At 63.4% G+C, this 21,998-nt stretch carries 18 protein-coding genes; 6 read left to right on the top strand and 12 right to left on the bottom strand.

What is annotated here, in order from left to right; all coding sequences use genetic code 11:
* Positions 1–26: 26 nt before the first annotated feature.
* The 3 genes from KJQ96_RS00675 to KJQ96_RS00685 form a co-directional block, all read right to left on the bottom strand.
* On the bottom strand, positions 27–1,043 hold the full coding sequence (locus KJQ96_RS00675) for a Gfo/Idh/MocA family protein (RefSeq protein ID WP_213284791.1): 1,017 nt from the start codon (positions 1,041–1,043) through the stop codon (positions 27–29).
* Between the two features lie 162 nt (positions 1,044–1,205).
* Complete coding sequence (locus KJQ96_RS00680) at positions 1,206–2,618, bottom strand: mannose-1-phosphate guanylyltransferase/mannose-6-phosphate isomerase (RefSeq protein WP_213284792.1); 1,413 nt, start codon at positions 2,616–2,618, stop codon at positions 1,206–1,208.
* Between the two features lie 7 nt (positions 2,619–2,625).
* Positions 2,626–3,615, bottom strand: a complete 990-nt coding sequence (locus KJQ96_RS00685; RefSeq protein WP_213284793.1) for an NAD-dependent epimerase — start codon at positions 3,613–3,615, stop codon at positions 2,626–2,628.
* Between the two features lie 181 nt (positions 3,616–3,796).
* On the opposite strand from KJQ96_RS00685, the gene KJQ96_RS00690 reads away from it, so the two are divergent.
* Both KJQ96_RS00690 and KJQ96_RS00695 read left to right on the top strand, forming a co-directional pair.
* On the top strand, positions 3,797–4,756 hold the full coding sequence (locus KJQ96_RS00690; RefSeq protein WP_213284794.1) for a lysylphosphatidylglycerol synthase transmembrane domain-containing protein: 960 nt from the start codon (positions 3,797–3,799) through the stop codon (positions 4,754–4,756).
* 28 nt (positions 4,757–4,784) lie between these two features.
* On the top strand, positions 4,785–5,807 hold the full coding sequence (locus tag KJQ96_RS00695; protein WP_213284795.1) for a glycosyltransferase family 4 protein: 1,023 nt from the start codon (positions 4,785–4,787) through the stop codon (positions 5,805–5,807).
* A gap of 5 nt (positions 5,808–5,812) precedes the next feature.
* Here the strand turns inward: KJQ96_RS00695 and KJQ96_RS00700 are convergent, their stop codons facing one another.
* From KJQ96_RS00700 to rfaD, 5 genes are all read right to left on the bottom strand, one after another.
* On the bottom strand, positions 5,813–7,006 hold the full coding sequence (locus KJQ96_RS00700; RefSeq protein WP_213284796.1) for a glycosyltransferase family 4 protein: 1,194 nt from the start codon (positions 7,004–7,006) through the stop codon (positions 5,813–5,815).
* A gap of 58 nt (positions 7,007–7,064) precedes the next feature.
* Positions 7,065–8,981 (bottom strand): SDR family NAD(P)-dependent oxidoreductase, encoded by a 1,917-nt coding sequence (locus KJQ96_RS00705; RefSeq protein ID WP_213284797.1) that lies wholly within the window; start codon positions 8,979–8,981, stop codon positions 7,065–7,067.
* Between the two features lie 84 nt (positions 8,982–9,065).
* Positions 9,066–10,286 (bottom strand): O-antigen ligase, encoded by a 1,221-nt coding sequence (locus KJQ96_RS00710; RefSeq protein WP_213284798.1) that lies wholly within the window; start codon positions 10,284–10,286, stop codon positions 9,066–9,068.
* Between the two features lie 65 nt (positions 10,287–10,351).
* Positions 10,352–11,824, bottom strand: coding sequence for a D-glycero-beta-D-manno-heptose-7-phosphate kinase (gene rfaE1 / locus KJQ96_RS00715; protein ID WP_213284799.1), 1,473 nt, complete (start codon positions 11,822–11,824; stop codon positions 10,352–10,354).
* 18 nt (positions 11,825–11,842) lie between these two features.
* Positions 11,843–12,820 (bottom strand): ADP-glyceromanno-heptose 6-epimerase, encoded by a 978-nt coding sequence (rfaD, locus tag KJQ96_RS00720; protein WP_213285103.1) that lies wholly within the window; start codon positions 12,818–12,820, stop codon positions 11,843–11,845.
* Between the two features lie 196 nt (positions 12,821–13,016).
* On the opposite strand from rfaD, the gene waaF reads away from it, so the two are divergent.
* Positions 13,017–14,051, top strand: a complete 1,035-nt coding sequence (waaF, locus tag KJQ96_RS00725; protein ID WP_213284800.1) for a lipopolysaccharide heptosyltransferase II — start codon at positions 13,017–13,019, stop codon at positions 14,049–14,051.
* On the opposite strand, the gene KJQ96_RS00730 is transcribed toward waaF, so the two are convergent.
* Positions 14,033–15,079 (bottom strand): glycosyltransferase family 4 protein, encoded by a 1,047-nt coding sequence (locus KJQ96_RS00730; RefSeq protein ID WP_213284801.1) that lies wholly within the window; start codon positions 15,077–15,079, stop codon positions 14,033–14,035. The two genes, waaF and KJQ96_RS00730, sit on opposite strands and share 19 nt — an antisense overlap.
* A 128-nt stretch (positions 15,080–15,207) precedes the next feature.
* Between KJQ96_RS00730 and galE the strand changes: the two genes are divergently transcribed.
* The 3 genes from galE to KJQ96_RS00745 all read left to right on the top strand — a co-directional run bounded on the left by galE (position 15,208) and on the right by KJQ96_RS00745 (position 18,945).
* Entirely contained in the window at positions 15,208–16,221 is a 1,014-nt protein-coding gene (gene galE, locus KJQ96_RS00735) for a UDP-glucose 4-epimerase GalE (RefSeq protein ID WP_213284802.1), read from the top strand.
* A 104-nt stretch (positions 16,222–16,325) separates the two neighbouring features.
* Positions 16,326–18,146 carry an ABC transporter ATP-binding protein gene (locus KJQ96_RS00740; RefSeq protein WP_213284803.1) on the top strand — a complete coding sequence of 607 codons (1,821 nt, stop codon included), beginning with the start codon at positions 16,326–16,328 and terminating at the stop codon, positions 18,144–18,146.
* Positions 18,147–18,243: 97 nt separating this feature from the next.
* Positions 18,244–18,945, top strand: coding sequence for a fumarylacetoacetate hydrolase family protein (locus KJQ96_RS00745; RefSeq protein ID WP_028348554.1), 702 nt, complete (start codon positions 18,244–18,246; stop codon positions 18,943–18,945).
* Positions 18,946–19,017: 72 nt separating this feature from the next.
* Here KJQ96_RS00745 and KJQ96_RS00750 read toward each other — a convergent pair whose 3' ends face one another.
* From KJQ96_RS00750 to KJQ96_RS00760, 3 genes are all read right to left on the bottom strand, one after another.
* Complete coding sequence (locus tag KJQ96_RS00750; protein WP_305829124.1) at positions 19,018–19,971, bottom strand: GDP-L-fucose synthase; 954 nt, start codon at positions 19,969–19,971, stop codon at positions 19,018–19,020.
* The gene (gmd, locus tag KJQ96_RS00755) at positions 19,952–21,037 is read right to left on the bottom strand and encodes a GDP-mannose 4,6-dehydratase (protein ID WP_213284804.1); all 1,086 of its coding nucleotides are present in this window, start codon (positions 21,035–21,037) and stop codon (positions 19,952–19,954) included. The genes KJQ96_RS00750 and gmd overlap by 20 nt, the downstream gene beginning before the upstream one ends.
* A gap of 92 nt (positions 21,038–21,129) precedes the next feature.
* A complete protein-coding gene (locus tag KJQ96_RS00760; protein WP_028351611.1) occupies positions 21,130–21,804 on the bottom strand; it encodes a Crp/Fnr family transcriptional regulator in 675 nt (224 codons plus the stop codon).
* Between the last annotated feature and the right edge of the window lie 194 nt (positions 21,805–21,998).

Consider the following 21,998-nt stretch of genomic DNA (forward strand, 5'->3'; position numbering starts at 1 on the left):
GAGCCTTGCTCGGTTCTGGAAGGAATTCAGCCGGCGATACGGCGCGGTCCCTTGCGCGCGGCGGAAGCCGCGGGCTTGGCGGGCTGCTCGAGGCAGCGAATAGCGATTTCAAGACTGGCGACGCCCTCGTCGCCGGAAACCGCCGGCATATTGCCGGTGCGGACGGCATCGAAGAATGCGATCAGCTCGGCGCGCAGCGGTTCATCATGGCCAACCGGCAGATGCCGCATCGAGTAGCTGCCGTCGGGCTTGAAGCCGAAGCACTCGGTCACCTGCCGTGTCAAAAGATCGCCCATCACATATTTGCCGCGGGTTGCGACCGTAACGCTGCGCGCCTTGAACGGGGTCAGCCAGTTGGTGTTGATATGGGCAAGCACGCCGGAGGCGGTGCGGAATTGCAGGAGCGCTATGTCCTCGCGCTCGGCAACCGCGCTGGAAAGCTGCGGCTGCACCTCGACGATATCGGACTCGGTGAACCAGCGGATCAGGTCGATATCGTGGACAGCGAGATCGATCACGACGCCGACATTGGACATCCGCGGCGGAAACGGTCCGACGCGGGTGATGCCGATCGAAAGAATGTCCTCACCCGAGATCGCCTGCTTGATCGCGGCGACCGCCGGATTGAAGCGCTCGACATGGCCGACCATCAGCGTCACGCCGGCACTACGCGCCGCATTGACGATGTCCTGCCCTTCCTCGACGGTCGAGGCCACCGGCTTCTCGACCAGGAGGTGGATGTTGCGGGTGATGCAGGCGAGCGCAATCTCGTGATGGAGATGGGTCGGCGCCGCGATCGTAATGGCATCGACGCCCTCGTCAAACAGCTCGTCGAGTTCGGCGAACGCACGGCAGCCGGAGAGCGCGGTGGCGCGCGCGCGGTGTTCGGGCAACGGATCGACAATGCCGACCAGCGTCACGCCGGGCAGACCGGCCAGCACGCGGGCATGGTTACTCCCCATCACACCCGCCCCGACCACGCCGACGCGCAAGCCGCGTTTTGTGTCGGCCTTCGCTTCGAATGCGGCCCCTTTGGAACTCATGATTTGTCGACCCCAAGCAGATTCCAGGCAGAATTGCGCCGGTAAGTGTCCCCGGCGGTTCTCTAGCACGCCATCACAGATGTGGCGAACGCGATCGACGGTTTTCAGACACGTTTTGATTCAAAGAATTACAACCGCGGGCCCGGTAAAACTACGGTCGGCTCAACTGCGCTGGTAGTCGTCCTCGATGCGGATGATGTCGTCCTCACCTAGATAACTCCCGGTCTGGACCTCGATCAGTTCGAGCTGGATCTTGCCCGGATTTTCCAGCCGGTGCACCGCGCCGATCGGGATGTAGATCGATTCGTTCTCGTGCACGGTCTTGACCAGTTCGTTGACGGTCACCTGCGCCGTTCCGCGCACCACGATCCAGTGCTCGGATCGATGATGGTGTTTCTGCAGCGACAGCCGCCCGCCCGGCTTCACGATGATGCGCTTGACCTGATGCCGATCGCCATTGTCGACCGACTGATAGGATCCCCAGGGCCGATGCACCCTGATGTGGTCTTCCGTCACCTGCGGCGCCACTGTCTTCAGTTTTGCGACCAGCCGCTTCAGCCCGTTGGCGTCCTTCTGCCGGCTCACCAGCACGGCGTCCTGGGTGGCGACCACCACGAGGTCGTCGACGCCTTCGAGCGCGACCAGCGCGCGATCGGTCGATACGTTGCAATTGCGCGAATCCTCAAACACGGCTACGCCGCGCGCCGCGTTGCCCTCGCCGTCCTTGCCGGACAATTCCCACACCGCATGCCAGGAGCCGACATCGGACCAGCCGCACGCGACCGGCACGACCGCGGCACGCGAGGTCTTCTCCATCACCGCATAGTCGATCGAGATCGATTTCGCCGATCCGAACGCGGCCTCGTCGAGCTTGACGAAGCCGAGATCGGTGCCCGCCTTCGTCACTGCATCGGTGACGGCTTGGACGCTGTCCGCATCAACCTTGCCGTACTCATCCGACAGCACGGCGGCGCGGAACATGAAGTTGCCGCTGTTCCACAGATAGCCTGACTTGACGTAATCGGCCGCGGTTGCCGGATCGGGCTTCTCGACGAACTTCGCGACTGCGCGAACCTTGCCGGAAATGACCTCGCCGGGATTGATGTAGCCATATTCGGTGGCGGCGCGTTCGGGCTGCACGCCGAACGTCACGATGTGCCCGGCTTCCGCGGCAGCCAGCCCCTCGCGGCAGGCGGCGAGGAAAGCGGGCGTGTCGCGCACCACGTGGTCGGCGGCGAGCGCCAGCACGATGGCATCCTTGTCGCGCGCCTGCGCAAAGGCGGCGCCGGCCGCGATCGCAGGCCCGGAATCGCGCCGCATCGGTTCGAGAAGCACGTCAGCTTCCAGTCCGATCTCCGCCAGTTGCTCGAGCACCATGAAGCGATAGGCGTTGTTGGTGATGATGACGGGCCGTTCGAACAGGCCAGCATCCGAAACCCGCAACAGCGTATCCTGGAACGTCGAACGCGCGCCGAACAGGGAGAGGAACTGCTTGGGATGAACCGCGCGCGAGGCCGGCCACAGCCGCGTTCCCGCGCCGCCGCACATGATGAGAGGAATAATTCGTCGGTTCATCGGCGCCTCAAACCTTATGGTAGTCGCGATACCAGGCAACGAAGGCGCGAAGCCCTTCCTCGATCGAAGTCTGCGGCCTGAAGCCGGTGTCGCGCATCAGTTCGGTTACGTCGGCAAAAGTCTCGGTCACATCTCCGGGCTGCATCGGCAGCATCTCCTTGACCGCCGCGCGGCCCAATTCCCGCTCGAGAACCGCCACCACATGGGTCAGCTCTTCCGGATGATTATTGCCGACGTTGTAAATTTTTGCCGGCGCCCCGGCGCCCTGCCCGCCGTCGCGCGGGGCCTGGTCGATCAGTCGCAGTACGGCGCGCGTCACGTCCTCGATATAGGTAAAGTCGCGTCGCATCCTGCCATGGTTGAAGAGCCTGATCGGGGTACCCTCCACGATCGCCTTGGTAAACAGGTAAACCGCCATGTCGGGCCGTCCCCATGGCCCATAGATGGTGAAGAACCGCAGGCCTGTTACCGGAAGACGGTAGAGATGGCTGTAGGAATGCGCGATCAGCTCATTGGCCTTCTTGGTGGCGGCATAGAGGCTGATCGGATGATCGGTTTTGTCCTCCACCGAAAATGGCATTTTGGCATTGGCGCCGTAGACCGATGAGGACGAGGCATAGACCAGATGGCCGCATCCATAATGCCGGCAGCCTTCCAGCACGTTGACGAAGCCTGCGAGATTGGCATCGACATAGGCGTGCGGATGATCGATCGAATAACGCACGCCAGGCTGTGCTGCGAGATGCACCACGCTTGGAAAGCGGTGTTTGGCGAACAGGCGTTCCATTGACGCGCGATCGGCGAGATCGATCTGCTGGAATGCAAAACCCTGCTCCCCACGCAGGATATCGAGCCGCGCCCGTTTCAGCGCCGGATCGTAATAGTCGTTGAGATTGTCGAGGCCGACCACGGCGCGGCCTTCGGCCACCAGCCGGCGCGCAACGTGGAAGCCGATGAAACCCGCAGCTCCGGTGACCAATATGGGTTGATCCGGCATCGTATCCTTGGAAGGCGCCGCTCAATGGCGGAAATTTCTGTCGCTAGGCCTCTTTACCTGCGTTGCCGAGGCCACCGCAACACCTACCAGCCCCGCTATTGCCAGATCGGCCCGAAAACCATACCAAGGCGCCGAATTGCACCGCTTTTTGCACCCTCTCCTCAAACCCGGCACGGGCGAGATGCGCCGAATCCTGCTTTCGACATTGAAGATACTGGTTTCGGCGGCGCTCTTGTATTTCTCGTTGCGCAAGGTGGACCTCGCCGACCTCGCGGCCCGCATCGACGTTTCCAGCCTCGGCTGGCTCGGCGTGGCGATTGCCGTGACGTTCCTGCAGATATTCGTCGGCGTGTTGCGATGGCGCGAGATCGGTGCGGAATGCGGCGCTCCGCTGCCGACCCGGCAGGCGATGCGCTTCAACGTGATCGGGATGTTCTTCAACCAGACGCTACCGTCCTCGATCGGCGGCGATGCGGTCAGACTATGGCTCGTCGCGCGCAACGGCGCCGGCTGGCGGGCGGCGACCTATTCCATCTTCGTCGATCGTGCCATCGGCCTGATCGCGCTCGCGGTCGTCATTGTTGCGAGCCTGCCGTGGAGCTATCGGCTGATCACCGATCCCCATGGCAGGTCGGCGCTGCTGTTCGTCGATTTCGCAGCGCTTGCCGGTGGCCTCGGATTTCTCCTGCTCGGCAGGCTGCCGTGGCCGTGGCTGAAGCACTGGTGGGGCACCCATCACATCCACGCCTGCTCGGTGATCGCCAATCGCGTGCTGTTCAGCCGCACCCACGGCCCGAAAGTCGCGGTGCTGTCGTTGCTCGTACACGTGCTCGCCGTCGTGATCGCCTGGTGCGTGGTGCAGTCGATCGCAGCCCCTGTAGTGTTCGGCCAGATTTTCCAGCTTGTTCCGCCCGTCATGCTGATCACGATGCTGCCGATTTCGATTGCCGGCTGGGGCGTCCGCGAAGCCACTATGGGGCTGGCGTTCGGGTATGCCGGCCTGATGGCCAACGAGGGCGTCAACATTTCTCTGCTCTATGGCGCGGTGTCCTTCGTAGTCGGTTTGATCGGCGGACTCGTCTGGATCTTGAGCGCCGAGAAGGCCGCGCAGGGCACGGCGCCCATTGAAGTTCCCAAATAATCTTCGAGCGGCTCCCGGCGCAAACAGAATGGCCAATTCGCAACTACTGTTGTCGTTTGCCGCCGCGGTGCTGGCGGCGCTCTTGTCAGCCGTCCTGACATGGGCGCTCCGGCCTCTGCTTTTGCGGATAGCGCTGGCAAAACCGAACGCGCGTTCTTCCCACCGGATTCCGACGCCGCAGGGCGCGGGCATCGCGGTGATCATGGCCACGCTGATCACGACTGTTGCGGTCATCGTGTTTGCCGGGGCTGCGGAGATGAAGATTCCCGTCGCTGTATTTGCCGCGACGTTGTTCATTGGGGCCGTGGGCATCGCCGATGACGTCAAATCGATTCCCGTTCTGCCGCGACTGTTGCTGCAGGGGCTTGCTGTCGCCGCAGTGATCCTGGCCGCGCCCGAAAATCTGAGGATCGTTCCCGCCTGCCCGCTTTGGCTCGAGCGCGGCCTCCTGATCCTCGCAGGCCTATGGTTCGTGAACCTCGTCAATTTCATGGACGGATTGGACCTGATGACGGTCGCCGAGATCGTGCCCATCACCGGCGCACTCGTTCTGCTCGGCTGGCTCGGCGGACTTCCGGCATCAACGACGGTCGCCGCCGCAGCGCTGTTCGGCGCGATGCTCGGCTTCGCGCCCTTCAACCGGCCGGTAGCAAAAATCTTTCTCGGGGACGTCGGCAGCCTGCCGATCGGCCTGTTGGCCGGCTGGTGTCTCTTGCAGCTCGCCTGGCACCAGCAAGTGGCAGCGGCGCTGCTGTTGCCGCTCTATTATCTCGCCGATGCGACCGTCACGCTGCTGCGGCGCGTCGCGCGGCGCGAGCCGTTCTGGGCCGCGCATCGCACCCACTTCTATCAGCGCGCCACCGACAACGGCTTTTCGGTATCACGCGTGGTGAGCGAAGTGTTCGCGCTCAACCTCGTGCTGGCCGCATTGGCAATCGGGTCGGCCATGACCTCGTCGTCTACGATAACTGGCCTGCTACTCGGTGCTGGAGGCGCCGCGACGGCGCTCTTGATGCACCGTTTCTCATGCCGGCAACCGTCTCGCGTCTGATCCAGCTACTTCTGCGCGAGCTCGCGGATGAGGCCGCAATAGTCGGCCATGGCGATTTCAAAATCAAAGCGCCTGGAGATTTCAGCCGCGCGTTCGGCCCGCTGGGTGTCGTCGGTCTGGGCGGCGTGACTGACCGTTTTCGCCAGTTCGTCGGCGTTGCCAGGCTCCACCACCCAGCCGACATCGTGCTCGACGACCGTCAGCGCCGCCTCGGCATCCGCTTCGGAAACCAGGATCACCGGACGGCCGATCGCCAGCAGATTGTAGAACCGGCTGGGCACCGACACGCCGGCGACGTTCCTGCGGTAGGGAATGATCCAGGCGTCCGCCGCCGAAAGAAACGCCTCTAGCTGCTCCTCCTCGACGCGATCGACCAGGGTAACGTTCGGGAGCTTTGCCTCGGCCTGCATGGCCTTCAACTGGTCGAACCCGATCCCCCAGCCCGACAGCAGGAAGTGTATATCCTTGTCGTCGCGCAACAGGCGCGCCGCTTCGAACACGATGACGGGATCGTGGGTAAAGCCGAGATTGCCTGACAGTCCGACGACGAAGCGGGCGGAAAGCGGCCGGCGGTACGGATTGTCCGAGTCGATCGCGCGAACGCCACGCGCAAGTGTCGCCCAGTTCGGAATGAAGCGGATCTTGTCACTTGTCATTCCGCCATAGCGCAGCAGCAGCTTCTCGGTGTCGCGGCCGATGATGACGACGGCGTCGAGCGCGCGAAACATCGGCGCGTTCAGGGCGCGCATCGCCTTCGCCACGATCGACTGCGGCTTCAGCAGGCCGGCCATGACAAGGACATCGGGATAGAGATCGTGCATGATCAGCGCCGATCTCGCGCCTTTCAATTTGGCCGCGGCGGCAAAAGCGTAAGGCAGCATGAAGGGGGCCGGCACCGTCAGTGTGACGTCGCCGCGCCGCAACCTCGCCAGCAGCACGAAAAACATCCGGACCGTGAACAGCAATTCGGCCATGGCGCGCCTTCCCAGCGCGCCCTTGCCCGGCATCCAGTTCCTGACCTCGACGACCTCAGGCTTGCCCGCTTGCGCCGATACCGCGGAGCCCGCCGTTCCCGACAGCACCAGCACCTTGGCCTGCTGCGCCACGTGGTCGGAAATCGCGGCCATGATCGCCGCCGTCGTGCTCGGATCGGGCGGATAATGCTGGCTGACGACGACGACTTTTCCGGACTTCTGCATCATGGCTTCCGAAGGGCACGAATGGCCGCGGCGACCGACCGGGCGAGGCAGCAAAAAATCAGGCGGCGTTCGATCCGAATTCCGGCACGGCATCCTTGAGCACCGCGCGGATGGTGGAGCGGTCATCCCGCGCGATTGCATCCTCCAGCGCCGCAAGCCATTTTCGCAAGGTCTGCATCGGCGGCTCATTCGGCTTCGCCGCCATGATGCCGGCGACCCCGATCTCGACCGGCGGCTCCTCGGTGGCGAACAGGATCTCGTTCAGCCGCTCGCCCGGCCGCATACCGGTGAACACTACCTCGATGTCGACGCCGGGTTCGAGGCCGGACAGGCGGATCATCCGCTCTGCAAGCTCCACGATCTTGACCGGCTGTCCCATGTTGAGAACATAGACGGAGACGTCGGGCCGCGCGGGCGTCAGCGCGTGCGTGGCTGCGGTCAGCACGAGATCGCAGGCTTCGCGGATCGTCATGAAGTACCGGACCATGTTCGGATGCGTCACCGTGACCGGACCACCGGCCTCGATCTGCGCCTTGAATTTCGGCACCACCGATCCGTTCGAGGCCAGCACGTTGCCGAACCGCACCGAGATCAGCCTCATATGCGGCTTGCCCTCCGACTGGATCATCAGGTCGTGGTCGAGCGCCTGGCAATACATTTCGGCGAAGCGCTTGGTCAGTCCCAGCATCGAGACCGGCTCGATCGCCTTGTCGGTCGAGATCATCACCATGGCTTCGGCGCCCGCTGCCTGCGCGGCGTCGGCGACGTTGACCGAACCGAAGATGTTGGTCTTGACGCCCTCGCTCCAATCGCGCTCGAGGATCGGCACGTGCTTCAGCGCTGCGGCATGGAACACGATATCGGGCTTGAACTCCCGCATCAGGCCCATGATCCGATCGCGATCGCGGATGTCAGCGATCCGGCCTTCGATGGCGGCATTGGCCGCGCGTGCCGTCAGCGCTTCCGTAACCGCGTAAAGCGCCGGTTCCGAGTGCTCGATCACCAATAGCCGCGCAGCGCCAAAGGTCGCGACGCGGTCGCATATCTCCGAACCGATCGAGCCGCCGCCGCCGGTGACGATCACCGATTTGCCCTTCACCAGCCTTTCAAGCCGCGCGTAGTCGATCTTCTCGCTTGGCCGCAGCAAAAGGTCTTCGACGGCGACATTGGTCAGCCTCGGCACGTCGCCGCTTTCGAGCGACGGCAGGCGGCTGACGAACAGCCCGAGCCGTTTGGCTCGCATCAGAACCGCCTCGGGGTGCGCCTCGGGTTCGAACGCCGACGGCGTCATGACGACCCGCGAAATCGGCTTTCCCCGTCCGGCATAATCGCGGACCACGTCCTCGACGTCGTCGATCCCGCCCAGCACCGGCACGTTACGGATCGACTGCCCGCGGTCCGCGGCCGACGGCGACAGCACGCCAACCGGCCAAAGCTGCTTGACTGCGCCGCTCTCGATCGCGCGCAACAGCACCTCGGCATCGGCGGCGCGGCCGATCAACAGCGTCGCCGACGCGCCTTCGGTCTGAGCATGGCGGCGAACCCGGGTGTAACGGAAATAGCGATATCCGAAGCGGAGCGCGCTCAGCGCGAACACCTGCAGAAACCAGTAGAGAACGATGGTGACACGGCCGAACAGCACCGGCGTCTTGCCATTCGATGCGGCGAAAATGAAGGCATAGTCCAACACGACGAGCGTTACCGCCAGAAGGGTTGCCACGCGCAGGATGTTCAGTGCATCGGGGAGCGAAATGAAACGCCATTTCGTCGTCGTCAGATTGAAGACGTAGCAGATAACGATGCTGAAGGCGACGAAGAGCGGCAAGATCTTCAGCAGCAGCGGCAGGCGGGCATAGAAGGCCTCGCCACCGTCGAAGCGCAGGTAGAAGCTTGCGAGCAGCGCAATGGCGGTCGCCAGCGCATCATGCGTTGCGATCAGGAAATTGCGACGGGTGAGTTGCGAAAGAGGCGTCATTTCAATGGTCGGCTGGGGAAGCGATGGGATTCGCAGGGCGTCCTTCGCCCGCTGATATCTCATCTCTGGCGTGCATGCCAGCGATCATGACCTGGCTGTTCCGGAAGGGTCCTTACCGACCGATCTAGCGCGCAGCACCATGCCACCGGCCACTCCAACGCCGAGCACATACATCCAACCCTCGTGGAAATCGAAGATGTGCGAATTGAATATTGAGGTGAAGATGTTTTGCACCACGACCAGCATTCCGATCCAGGCCACGAGACCCTCACCGCGGAACAATCGAAGATGTGCAAACCACATGGCATACAACGTGATGATCCCGGCGGCGCCCCATTGAACTGCAACGGCAAGCGTCTGGTTATGAGGATTGCCAATGACATGGGCCGTGGCGCGATCCGGCTCCCCGCTGGCGGCCCTCTGGAACAGCCCGAGCGTGGCCCCCGTCCCGTTGCCGACGACCGGGGAGGCGGCAAAAAACTGCACCGACTTCCGCCAATATTCCAGCCTCAGCCCGACCGATGTAGGCACGTTTTGCCGCTTGTATAATTGGTAGTCGCTGACGATCGTTTCCGCCTTCCGCTGCAGGAGCGGCGACGCGGCAAACGCCAGTGCCGCCAGGACGACCAATCCGCTGAAGATCATCAGGCTGGTTCGCCATTTCAGGTGAAGCAGCGCGAATACTGCAATCATGACCGGGATGGTGACCATGGCCGTGCGCGAAACGATCACAAAAGACATGTTGAAGATGAAGCCGAACGAGATCACGGCCAGCATCAGCGCCAGCCACAGCCTGTTTGCTTGCAGCAGACGGACGATCGGGTAGGCCAGCGCCACCGCGCACAGCGCGAATTCCTGGCTCTGGGCGATATAATTTTTGACGAAGATGCCGCGCTCCGCCGCTTCGGCGGGCTTCAGCGATAAACTTGGATCGATCAGAACGATCCAGGACACCAGCATCAGCAGGGTGCACGAACCCAGGAACGCGATAAAGACCCACATTCCGCGTGCCGAGCGCTCGAAATGGTAGAACAAGCCCGGCAACACGAGAAGCTTGAGCGTGGGACCAAGGGCATAGAGACGCGCGCCCCAAGCCGCGTCTGACCAGAGCGTGCCGACAGCAGCGAGACCCGCGAAAGCAAGCGGTAGATAGCAGATCGGTTGCGTCAGCAATCGCGTGAAGGCCCGCCAGTCAGTCACCCACGCCAACGCGCCAAGCCAACAGGAAACGAAAATTCCCGGCAGGGTCGTCGACCATGGCAGCGTCAATACCGTTAGAATTGCGAAAACATCCGCGACCGTCATCCACCTCGCTTGGTCGCGCCAATTCCGCCGTACCCCTGTCTCGGGTACTGGCACCGCACTTACGCTCACGCCTTGCCTCCCCTCGCGCGGCCGAGCAGCGACGTCGTGCTATGGCCCGGCAGGATATCGACGAGCATGACCTCGCCGCCGGTAGCCTCGACGATCTCGTGGCCGACGATTTGCTCGCGCATATAATCGCCGCCCTTGACCAGCACGCTCGGCCTCACGCGCGTGATCAGGTCGATCGGCGTGTCCTCCGCGAAGATCGCGACGAGATCGACCGCTTCCAGCGCTGCCAGCACTTCGGCGCGCGCCCGCTCATCCTGCACCGGGCGTCCCTCGCCCTTCAATCGTTTCACCGAGGCATCGCTGTTGAGGCCAACGATCAGGCGGTCGCAGGCGCCGCGCGCCGCCGTCAGCACCTTGACGTGGCCGGGATGCAGAATATCGAAGCAGCCATTGGTGAAGCCGATGCGCAGCCCCTGCCGGCGCCACTCCGCCAGATGCACGGCGAGATCGCCGCCTGCCGGCACGATCTTCTCTTCGGCCGCCAGCGACGCATGCGGCAGGATTTTCCGCCGCAGCTCCGCGGGCGTCACGGTAGCGGTGCCTTTCTTCCCGACCGCGACCGCGGCCGCTGCGTTCGCCATCCTGAGCGCCGTCTCCCAGTCGGCTTGGGCCGCAAGCGTCAGCGCCAGCACCGCGGCGACCGTGTCACCCGCGCCCGAGACGTCGCGTACCTTTACCGGAAGCGCCGGCACATGGATCGCTTCGCCTCCGCGAACCACCAGCGTCATGCCGTGCTCGCTTTGCGTCACCAGCATGGCCTCGCAGTCGGCGAGGTACATCGCGTCCTGCGCCGCCTCGGCAATGTTCTGGTCGGTGTCGGCGCGGCTGCGGGTGGCTTCGGCAAACTCCTTGCGGTTGGGAGTCAGCAGCGTGGCGCCGCGATAGATCGCGAAATTGGCGCTCTTGGGATCGACGATCACGCGCTTGCCGAGCCTTTTCGCGACGTCGATGATGTTGCGGATGACGCGCGCCGTCAGCACGCCCTTGGCATAGTCGGACAGCAGTACGATATCGGCGCGGGGCACCAGCGGCAGAATTGCATCGATCAGCCGCTGCTCGACAACGGCCGAGGCCGGCACGGCCTGCTCCCAATCCGCGCGCAGCATGTGCGTGGAAAAATGCTCGGAGACGAAGCGCACCTTGCGCGTGGTCGGACGGGAAGGATCTGATACCAGCACGGTCTCGATCCGGCTTTCCCGCGCCAGATCGGCTTTCAGCTTCGCACCCGCCTCGTCTTCGCCGATCAGGCCGGCAAAGATGCAGCGGGCGCCGAGCGAGGTGATGTTGCGCGCGACGTTGCCGGCACCGCCGACATTGGTCTCGCTACGTTGGACCGCGATAACGGGCGCCGGCGCTTCCGGCGAAACACGGGATACGTCGCCATAGACGAACTCGTCGAGCATGAGATCGCCGACGCAGAGCACGGTCTGATTTGGGATCGCCTGGCTCAGGGCTTCAAAATCGAACATCTGTCTACCTGGTGCCCATCAGCGAAAGCGATCAGGACGATCGAGAAAAACTTTCACATAGGTTTCGACCGCGTCTTCCAGCGCCGTAAAGCCGCCATTATAGCCGGCGTTCAGCAACCGATCGACTTCGCTCTGAGTGAAGTATTGATAGCTGCCGCGGATCTGCTCGGGCATGTCGATATACTGGATGTTCGGTGTGACGCCGAGTGCGGCATAGGCCGATAGCATCAGATCGCGAAAGCTGCGCGCCGTGCCGGTTCCGACGTTGAAGATGCCGCTGACCGATGGCGTCGAGAGCAGCCACATCACCACCCGCACGACGTCATCGACATAGATGAAGTCGCGCCGCTGGTCCCCGTCGGCGATCCCTTCCCGATGCGACCTGAACAATTGCACCGGACGGCCGGCCTTGATGTCGTCGAAGCGCCGCGCCAGCACGCTCATCATCGTGCCCTTGTGATATTCATTGGGGCCGAACACGTTGAAGAACTTCAATCCCGCCCATTGCGGCGGCAGCCGTTCGCCGCGCGCTGAGCGTTCGGCGACCGCCATGTCGAACAGATGCTTGCTCCAGCCATAGAGGTTCATCGGCCGTAGCCGCTTCAGCGCGTCCATTGACTGGTCGTCGCCAAACCCCTGCTCGCCGTCGCCATAGGTCGCGGCCGAGGACGCGTAGATCAGCGGCGTGGCGTTGGCCGTGCACCAGTCGAGTAACCGCATCGACAGGCGGAAATTGGTCTCGATCACCAGGTCGCCGTCGGTCGCCGTGGTTTCGGAAATGGCGCCGAGATGGATGATCGCTTCCAGCCGGCGGCCCTTCAGCCAGTCCATCAGTTCCGAAGGCGGTACAAAATCGGCCAACCGGCGTTTAGCCAGATTGCGCCATTTGCCGTCATGGCCGAGCACGTCGCACACGACGACGTCCCGGCCGGCGTCATTCAACGCAGCCACGACGTTCGACCCGATAAAACCGGCACCCCCGGTCACCAGCAACATGCCATCCCCTGCCATGATTTGTTCGGGCGAAAGCTTTGCCTCACTCCCGCGCGGCAGGCAACTTTGCTTCTCGGCGAATCCAAGACCGAATCGACCGGCTTTACGTGTCGCCTCGGAGCGGTTACCGACGGGCCGGCAATCGGTTAGCGGCGAAATAAGCCAAGATATGAATTTTAGTTCACCATATGGGATCGAAATGGAAGATAGCGCCGACACCAGGCCTATCCTGATCATTCCCTATATGTGGATTGGCGATTTCGTCCGCGGCCATACCGTGGTGCGGGTATTGAAGCAGCGCTGGCCGAACCGCCCGGTCGACCTCCTGGTGACCCCCCTTTGCGCACCGCTGGTCGACTATATGCCCGGTGTCCGGGCGGGCATCGTCTGGAACCTGCCGCGCAGCCGGCTTGCGCTGGCCAAGCAGCGGGGCCTCGCCACCGAACTGCGCGCCCGGGGTTATGGAACCGCCCTCGTCCTGCCCCGCACCTGGAAGGCGGCGATCGCGCCCGCGCTGGCCGGCATCCCCGAGCGCGTCGGCTTTTTCGGCGAGGCGCGATTCGGCCTGATCAACCGGATGCGCTGGGGCGAAAAGGCCCTGCCCCGCTTTATCGACAAGAATGCCGCGTTGGCGCTGCCCGACAGCACGCCCCTGCCGCCGGAATGGCCCGTGCCGCAGCTCGTGGTTCCGCCGGAGGAAACCGCCCGTTGGCGGCAGGCGAGCGGGCTCGGTACGGGTCCCGCCGTAGCGTTCGGCCCGGGCTCCGTCGGCGCCTCAAAGCGATGGACCTATTATCCGGAAGCCGCGCGGCTCCTGGTCGAGCGCGGCCTCGACGTCTGGGTTGTCGGCGGTCCCGGCGAAAAGACACTGGCGCAGGAAATCGTCTCCGCCACCGGCGGCAAGGCCCGCGACCTCACGGGGACTGACTTGCGCAACGGTATCCTGGCAATGGCGGCGGCGAGCGTCGCGATCTCGAACGACTCCGGCCTGATGCACATCGCGGCTGCGATCGGCACGCCGACCATGGGCATTTTCGGCCCCACCAGCCCCTATCTCTGGGCGCCGCTGAACGGTCTTGCCGCCACGGTGCTGCAGACCAAATCGAAACTGTCCTGCCAGCCCTGCCAGCGCACGGTCTGCACTATGAACGACCACCGCTGCATGCGCGACATTGCGGCGGCCGAGGTGGCCGACATCGCGCAGCGCGTGATGGCTCAATCGAGCGTGCGATAGACTGCGGCGATCGCATTGGCCTCCGCCTCAAGACTGAACTTGTCCAGCACGCGCGCACGCGCCCGCTCGCCCATCGCATGTGCCAAGGCCGGATCGCGCATCAAAGGCTCGAGCGCCGCGACCAGCGCCTCAGTATCGCCCGGCGGCGTCAGCACGCCAGTCACACCGTCCTCGACCACGAACTCCGCTGCGCCTGCCCGCGCCGCCACCAGCGCCGCACCTGCCGCCATCGCCTCGATCAGCGTCAAGCCAAAGCCTTCGTTGCGCGAGGTGAACGCGTAGATCGTCAGCCGCTGATACCAGCGCTGTACTTCCTCGATTTCGAGCTCGCCGGTGATGACGATGCGCGATTGCAGCCCGGCCGCCTCGATCTGCCGTTTCAAGCCATCGGCAAAACCCTGCTGCTCCGGCACGACCGCGCCGACGATGACGGCGGTGAAATCCGGGTAGCGCGGCAGCAACCGGCACATCGCCTCGACGAACACATCCGTGCCCTTTTGCGCGCGCACGCGGCCAAAGCAGCCGATCGCGTAATGTCCCGGCAGTTTCGCCTCGGCAAACGCCGCGGCGCGGTCGGCCGGCGGCGCGTAGGCGTTGGTGTCGACGCCGTGCATCACGACCGTCGCCTCGCGTTTGAGAAACGACGCCGACAGTTCGGAGGTCGCGATCACGGCATCCATCTGCCGGATCAGCCATCGGGTCAGCCAGGTGTGATGCCGCTGCGCCGCCGAGGTGAAGACCAGTTTCAGCGGCCAGCCGAGCGCACGCACCAAAACGCCAACAATCATCTCGTCATTGCGTCGCGCGTGCCAGATCAGGAAGTGGCGATGCCGCCAGAGTTTCAACAGATCCGCAAAACCCATCCGCGCGATGCCGTCGGGCGCGTGCGGCCCGAGCCATGCTGCGCGGTACATCTGCGCGAGCTTCGGCGCCACCATCCGGTTGGTCGCCGTCACGCCCGAATAGCGCCTGTGTAGATTCGGCACGATCAGTTGCAGATCACTGGCCAAATTGTTCTCGATCGGCACGTCCGGCTCCGTTTCGGCCAGTTCCTATACGCAACATTAAGCATAGTGGCCAGTTCGCCGACGCCGAAACCCCCTCTTCACCGCGAGCCCCTAGCATTGCCCTCCAAATAAATCGGGAGAGGTGACCCATGACCGTGCTCGTCACCGGTGGCGCCGGTTATATCGGAAGTCATACGGTTCATGCGCTGGTGGACGCCGGGGAAAGCGTCGTCGTGATCGACAATCTGTCCACCGGATTTTCCTCACTGTTGCCCCGCCCCGTGCCGCTGTTCATCGGCGACGCCGGCGACGAAAACCTCGTCGAGGGCGTGATCGCCCAGCACCGCGTCGAGAGCATCATTCATTTCGCAGGCTCCGTCGTGGTGCCGGATTCGATGCGCGACCCGCTCGGCTATTACCGCAACAACACCATGACGACCCGCAGCCTATTGAATTCAGCGGTGAAGGCCGGCGTCAGCCGCTTCATCTTTTCGTCGACGGCTGCGGTCTACGGCAATCCGGACCAGGTGCCGGTGCCGGAACATGCGCCGACGCGACCGATGTCGCCTTACGGTTCATCCAAGCTGATGACCGAAATCATGCTGCATGACGTCACTAGTGCACACGATATGAAGTACGTCGTGTTGCGCTATTTCAACGTCGCCGGCGCCGATCCGCACGGCCGCTGCGGCCTCTCGACCGTCGGCGCGACACATCTGCTCAAGATTGCGGTCGAAGCCGCCATCGGGCAGCGCGCCAAGGTCGACGTGTACGGAACCGACTACCCGACGCCGGACGGAAGCTGCATCCGCGATTTCATCCATGTCAGCGATCTCGCGGAGGCCCATCGCGCCGCGCTGTCATACCTGCGAGGCGGCGGAAGCTCGATCACGCTGAACTGCGGCTACGGCCGCGGCTATTCTGTGCTGGAAACCATCGAGGCCGTCCGCCGCGTCTCGATGCGCAATTTCGCGGTCTCCTTTGCGCCGCGCCGCCCCGGCGACATCGTGACCATGGTTGCCGATACCAGCCGCATTCGTTCAATGCTGGAGTGGACGCCGCAATACGACAATCTCGAAACCATTGCCGGCCACGCGCTGATCTGGGAAAAGCGGCTGTTCAGCGAGCGCGGCGGCATTCCGCAGCGTGCGGAATCAGCCTGAAATCAAGCGCTTATTTGGCTTGAAAAAGCCCCTCTAAGCAGGCAAGGAGGCATCGCAGCAGCCCTGACGCGCCGGGCTATCCAGGCGCCGTCAATGGAACGCGGATGACCGAACTTCCTACTGAAACTCCGAAGAAAATTACCGACGACCCCTATGGTGCGGCGATCCTGATTCGGCGCCTCGTCGCTGAACAGGGGCTCGCCTACTGGCGGCGCTATCTGCTCGCCTTTTCGCTGATGGGATTAGCGGCGGTGACAACCGCGGGTTCTGCCTACCTGCTCGGCGAGGTCATCAACAAGGCCTATGTCGACAAGGATGTGCGCGGGATTGCGTTCTTGTCGCTGGTCACCGTCGTCATCTTTACGATCAAGGGTGCGGCGACCTACGGGCACACCGTGATCCTGTCGCAGATCGGCAATGCGATCCTCGCAAACAACCAGCGCCGGCTGTTTGCCAAGCTGATGAACGAAAACATCGCGTTCTTCTCCGAGCGGCATTCATCGGAATTCCTGGCGCGGCTCACTGCTGGCGCCACCGCGGTGACGCAGGTGCTCAATCTCCTGATCAACGCCATCGGCCGCGATCTGCTGTCGCTGATCGCGCTCGTCGTCGTCATGGTGATGACCGATCCCCTGATGGCGCTGCTCGGTTTTGCGGTGGCGCCGCCGGCGATGATCGTGCTGCGCAAGCTGGTGAAGCGCATCAAGGGCCTTGCACACAACCAGTTCTCGGGCACCGCCGATATCATGGAGACGATGCAGGAATCGCTGCAGGGCATCCGCACCGTGAAGGCCTTTACGCTCGAACAGGCGATGCGCGAACGTATCGACGCCAGCATCGCCGCGGTCGAGCGCAACGCCAACAAGATGGCGCGCGTTTCCAACCGCTCCAGCCCATTGATGGAAACCCTCGGCGGCTTCGCGATCGCGGGCGGCCTGATGTATGGCGGCTATCGCGTGGTCGCGATGGGCGCTTCGCCCGGCCAGTTCTTTTCATTCCTGACCGCGTTCCTATTGGCCTATGAGCCGGCCAAGCGGCTGGCGCGGCTCAACATCGAGCTCAACAGCAACCTGATCGGCGCGCGCAAGCTGCTCGAAATCGTCGACGGCCCACCGAGCGAGCCTGACGATAGTGACAAGCCGACGCTGAAACTCACTGACGCGCGGGTCGAGTTCCGCGACGTGACCTTCGGCTACCGGCCAGGCGAGCCGGTCCTCAATCGGATGAGCTTCGTCGCCGAGCCCGGCAAGACCACCGCGCTGGTCGGCCCGTCCGGCGGCGGCAAGTCCACCGTGCTCGCGCTGCTGCTGCGGCTCTACGAGGTGAACCAAGGCGAAATCCTGGTCGACGGCCAGAACATTTCCAGCGTGTCGCGGCGCTCACTGCGGCGGCAGACCGCCTATGTCGGCCAGGACGTCTATTTGTTCCGCGACACGATCGGCGCCAACATCGCCTTCGGCAAGGAAGGCGCCCGCCAGGACGAGATCGTGGCGGCAGCGAAGGCGGCCTGCGCGCACGATTTCATTATGGGCTTTCCACTCGGCTACGATACGCCGGTCGGCGAGCACGGCACGCAGCTATCCGGCGGCCAGCGCCAGCGCATCGCAGTGGCCCGGGCGCTGATCAAGAACGCGCCGATCATCCTGCTCGATGAGGCCACCGCGGCGCTCGATTCCGAATCCGAGAAAGCCGTGCAGGAGGCGATCGAGCATCTTTGCCAGAACCGCACCACCATCGTGATCGCCCACCGCCTGCACACCATCATGCATGCCGATGCCATCCTGGTGGTCGAGGCCGGCGAGATCGTCGAGCGCGGCCAGCATGACGATTTGCTGCGCCGCGGCGGGCGCTATGCTTCCTTCTTCCGCCTGCAGCAGCGCGAAGCCGGTCCGCCCAGTCTGGCGCCGATCAGCGCAACCGCGTAAAGCTAGAGCATGATCCGGAAAAGTGGGCACCGGTTTTCCGAAAAGATCATGCTCAACTAGAAGAACCCGGAATTTCACCGTAACCCGAGACCCTTTCATGACCGCAGCCTCCTACGTCATATCAGCAGCCCCGCAGCCCACGCTTCCCGTCGTCGGCGAGACCGGCTCCTATCCGGTTCGCCGCATCTGGTGCGTCGGGCGCAACTATCTCGAGCACATCCGCGAGATGGGCAATGATGAGCGCGCGCCGCCGTTCTTCTTCGCCAAGCACGCCGACATGCTGGTGCCCGACGGCGCCACCATCCCCTATCCGCCGCTGACCAAGGACCTGCATCACGAAGTCGAACTGATCGTCGCGATGAAGAGCGGCGGCCTCAACATCCCGGCCGACAAGGCGCTCGATCATGTCTACGGCTACGCCGTCGGTATCGACCTCACCCGACGCGACCTGCAGATCGCCTCGCGCAAGAAGGAGCGGCCGTGGGAAGTCGGAAAGTCCTTCGATTATTCCGCACCCTGCTCCGCTATCCAGCCCGCATCCAAGATCGGCCATCCTGCCAAGGGCAAGATCTGGCTGACGGTCAACGGCAAGGAAACGCAGAAGGGCGACCTCACCGAACTGATCTGGAGCGTGCCCGAAATCATCTGGCAGCTCTCGCAGCAGGTGAAACTCGCCGCCGGCGACATCATCATGACCGGCACGCCGGCTGGAGTCTCGCAGCTCAATCCCGGCGACAAGATCGAGTGCGGTGTCGACGGTGTCGGCACGCTGAAGGTAAATATCGGCAAGCCGGAATAGGCCGACGGTACTTTCGACAGCAAGAAGCCCCGGATTACATCCGGGGCTTTTTTATTGCAGGAACGCCTATTTCTACTGCGTTATTTCGTGCTCGCTGAGATAGGCCTGGTAGGCGAGCCGGATGCCGTCCTCAAGTTTCGTGCTGGCCCGCCAGCCGAGCTTGGCCAGCCGGCTGACGTCGAGCAGCTTGCGCGGCGTGCCGTCCGGGCGCGAGGCATCAAAACCGATCTCGCCGTTGTAGCCGACGGTCGCCGCGACCACGCGGGCGAATTCGGCGATCGTGATGTCCTCGCCGGTGCCGATATTGACCAGCTCGCTACCCGAATAGGTCTTCATCAAGTGGATGCAGGCGTCGGCAAGGTCGTCGACATAGAGGAATTCGCGCCGCGGCGTGCCGGTGCCCCAGACCACGACTTGCTTGGCGCCGGCAACCTTGGCCTCGTGAAAGCGGCGGATCAGGGCGGCGACGACGTGGCTGTATTCGGGATGATAATTGTCGCCGCGGCCGTACAGGTTGGTCGGCATCACATTAATGAAGTCGGCGCCGTACTGGCTGCGATAGGCCTCCACCATCTTGATCCCGGCGATCTTGGCAATCGCATAGGGTTCGTTGGTCGGCTCCAGCAGACCCGTGAGCATGGAATCCTCGCGCAGCGGCTGCGGCGCCAGCTTGGGATAGATGCAAGAGGAGCCCAGGAACATCAGCTTCTCGGCGCCGTGGACATGCGCCGCATGGATCACGTTCGAAGCAATCGCCAGATTGTCGTAGAGGAATTCGGCGCGCAGCGTGTTGTTGGCGACGATGCCGCCGACCTTGGCGGCGGCCAGAAACACCACCTGGGGCCGGTTGGCGGCAAACCACGCATTGACCGCGGCCTGATTGCGCAAATCGACCTCATTGCGGGGCGTCGTCAGCAGTTCGACGTCTTCCCGCGCCAGCCGGCGCACCAGCGCGGCGCCGACCATGCCGCGGTGGCCGGCGACGTAGACCGTCTTGCCCTTCAGCTCAAACGGCAGGCTTGCCATTGGCGACCTCCCGCCGCGCTTCGTCGAGATCGTTCGCCACCATTTCCTTGACCATCTGTGCGAACGACGTCTTGGGCTTCCAGCCCAGTTTCTCGCGCGCCTTGCTGGCGTCGCCGACCAGAAGCTCGACTTCGGTGGGCCGGAAATAGACCGGATCAATGCGGACCACGGTCTTGCCGGATTTGGCATCGACGCCGGCCTCGTCGGCGCCCTGGCCGCGCCACTCGATGCGGCGGCCAACTTCGGCGAACGCCAGTTCGACGAATTCGCGCACCGAGCGGGTCTCGCCGGTCGCCAGCACGAAATCGTCCGCCGCATCGGCCTGCAGGATCAGGTGCATGCCCTCGATATAATCCCGCGCGTGGCCCCAGTCGCGCTTGGCCTCGAGGTTGCCGAGATAGAGCGCCTCTTCCAGGCCGACCTCGATGCGGGCGACGCTGCGGGTGATCTTGCGGGTGACAAACGTCTCGCCGCGGATCGGGCTCTCGTGGTTGAACAGGATGCCGTTACTGGCAAACATGCCGTAGGCCTCGCGGTAATTGACCGTGATCCAGTAGCCGTACAGCTTGGCGACGCCGTAAGGCGAGCGCGGGTAGAACGGCGTGGTCTCCTTCTGCGGCACCTCCTGGACCAGGCCGTAGAGCTCCGAAGTCGAGGCCTGATAGAACCGCGTCTCCTTCTCCATGCCGAGGATGCGGATCGCCTCCAGCAGCCGCAGCACGCCGATGGCGTCGGCGTTGGCGGTGTATTCCGGACTTTCGAAACTGACGCCGACATGGCTCTGGGCGGCGAGGTTATAGATCTCGGTCGGCCTGATCTGCTGCATCAGCCGGATCAGGTTGGTCGAGTCGGTCATGTCGCCATAATGCAGCAGGAACGGCACGTTGCGGGAATGCGGGTCCTGGTAGAGGTGGTCGATCCGCGCGGTGTTGAACGAGGACGACCGCCGCTTGATGCCGTGGACCTCATAGCCGAGGCCGAGCAGATATTCGGCCAAGTAGGCACCGTCCTGGCCGGTGACGCCGGTGATCAGCGCCACGCGCCGCTTTAAATCCTGAGCCGCCATATCTTCTCCAAACCCGCTCGTCGCGCAGGCCATAGCATTCGACCTGCGCCAAGTCTATCGCCAAAGCCGTTTGAAATCAGGCTCTTAGGTGCCTAATCGCCATGGTGGCGCAAGCGTTCGAGTTCGATGATGGTGACGCCGCCATATTCGAGCCGCAGCAAGCCCTCCTTCTCGAGCCGCTTCAGACACTGGTTGGCGTTTTGCCGCGAAATACCGGAGAGCGCTCCGATTTCCTCCTGCGTGATCTCCAGGTGGCGCGTCATGTCCGGATAGAGAATCGGGTTGAACAGCGACGCGATGGAACGCGCAACGCGGCTGGTAGCATCGAGCGTGCGGCCATGTTCCACCGCTCCGATGAACTGGCCGAGCCGCTCGTTGAGCTGCCGGACCAGAAAGCGGTTGAACGCCACGCTGTTCTCGAACAGCCAGAAGAAGGTGCTGCGGTCCATCAGCGCCAGCCTGGTGTCGCGCAATGCGACTACGTCGTAACGGCGCGGCTCGCCCTTGAGCACCGAGCCTTCGCCAAACCAGGCACCGGCCGTGAGGCCGGCGAAGGTCGCGGCCTTGCCGCCGCTCGACACGGTACTCATCCGGGCAAGACCGGTGACGATGCCGGTCCAGTAGTCGAAGGGATCGCCGCGCATGAAGATATGCTCGTTGGCGCGATAGGATTTCTCGACGATGCCGGCACGGGCGACCTCGATTTCCCGCTCGTTCAGTTCGCGCGACCAGGCCGCGATGCGCTTGAGGTAATCCGCAGCAATCATGATCGCATCGACCGTCACGCCCTAAACTTGCTGCACCGCAATAAAAGTGCAGCCTGGCAAAATTTCCCGACGAATTGTCAGGCAAAAGACATTTCAAACTATCGCATTGCCCTAAGGAGGGCCACCTCGGCCGATGTGCCCATGGCGCTACCGGTTTGGGGTCCGGCGTTACTACGCGTGATGCCGGCCGTGAT

Origin of the sequence: Bradyrhizobium sp. sGM-13 (assembly GCF_018398875.1) — a bacterium.
Classification (GTDB): Bacteria; Pseudomonadota; Alphaproteobacteria; order Rhizobiales; family Xanthobacteraceae; genus Bradyrhizobium.

What these genes read in the sequence shown, in the direction of transcription:
- KJQ96_RS00705 (WP_213284797.1), bottom strand. Translation starts at nt 8,981, where the DNA reads ATGACGCCTCTTTCGCAACTCACCCGTCGCAATTTCCTGATCGCAACG.
- KJQ96_RS00760 (WP_028351611.1), bottom strand. Translation starts at nt 21,804, where the DNA reads ATGATTGCTGCGGATTACCTCAAGCGCATCGCGGCCTGGTCGCGCGAA.
- KJQ96_RS00700 (WP_213284796.1), bottom strand. Translation starts at nt 7,006, where the DNA reads ATGCAGAAGTCCGGAAAAGTCGTCGTCGTCAGCCAGCATTATCCGCCC.
- gmd (WP_213284804.1), bottom strand. Translation starts at nt 21,037, where the DNA reads ATGGCGGCTCAGGATTTAAAGCGGCGCGTGGCGCTGATCACCGGCGTC.
- waaF (WP_213284800.1), top strand. Translation starts at nt 13,017, where the DNA reads ATGGAAGATAGCGCCGACACCAGGCCTATCCTGATCATTCCCTATATG.
- KJQ96_RS00695 (WP_213284795.1), top strand. Translation starts at nt 4,785, where the DNA reads ATGGCCAATTCGCAACTACTGTTGTCGTTTGCCGCCGCGGTGCTGGCG.
- KJQ96_RS00745 (WP_028348554.1), top strand. Translation starts at nt 18,244, where the DNA reads ATGACCGCAGCCTCCTACGTCATATCAGCAGCCCCGCAGCCCACGCTT.
- KJQ96_RS00675 (WP_213284791.1), bottom strand. Translation starts at nt 1,043, where the DNA reads ATGAGTTCCAAAGGGGCCGCATTCGAAGCGAAGGCCGACACAAAACGC.
- rfaD (WP_213285103.1), bottom strand. Translation starts at nt 12,820, where the DNA reads ATGTTGCTGGTGACCGGGGGTGCCGGTTTTATCGGGTCGAACGTCGTG.
- galE (WP_213284802.1), top strand. Translation starts at nt 15,208, where the DNA reads ATGACCGTGCTCGTCACCGGTGGCGCCGGTTATATCGGAAGTCATACG.
- KJQ96_RS00680 (WP_213284792.1), bottom strand. Translation starts at nt 2,618, where the DNA reads ATGAACCGACGAATTATTCCTCTCATCATGTGCGGCGGCGCGGGAACG.
- rfaE1 (WP_213284799.1), bottom strand. Translation starts at nt 11,824, where the DNA reads ATGTTCGATTTTGAAGCCCTGAGCCAGGCGATCCCAAATCAGACCGTG.
- KJQ96_RS00690 (WP_213284794.1), top strand. Translation starts at nt 3,797, where the DNA reads ATGCGCCGAATCCTGCTTTCGACATTGAAGATACTGGTTTCGGCGGCG.
- KJQ96_RS00740 (WP_213284803.1), top strand. Translation starts at nt 16,326, where the DNA reads ATGACCGAACTTCCTACTGAAACTCCGAAGAAAATTACCGACGACCCC.
- KJQ96_RS00710 (WP_213284798.1), bottom strand. Translation starts at nt 10,286, where the DNA reads ATGACGGTCGCGGATGTTTTCGCAATTCTAACGGTATTGACGCTGCCA.
- KJQ96_RS00685 (WP_213284793.1), bottom strand. Translation starts at nt 3,615, where the DNA reads ATGCCGGATCAACCCATATTGGTCACCGGAGCTGCGGGTTTCATCGGC.
- KJQ96_RS00750 (WP_305829124.1), bottom strand. Translation starts at nt 19,971, where the DNA reads ATGGCAAGCCTGCCGTTTGAGCTGAAGGGCAAGACGGTCTACGTCGCC.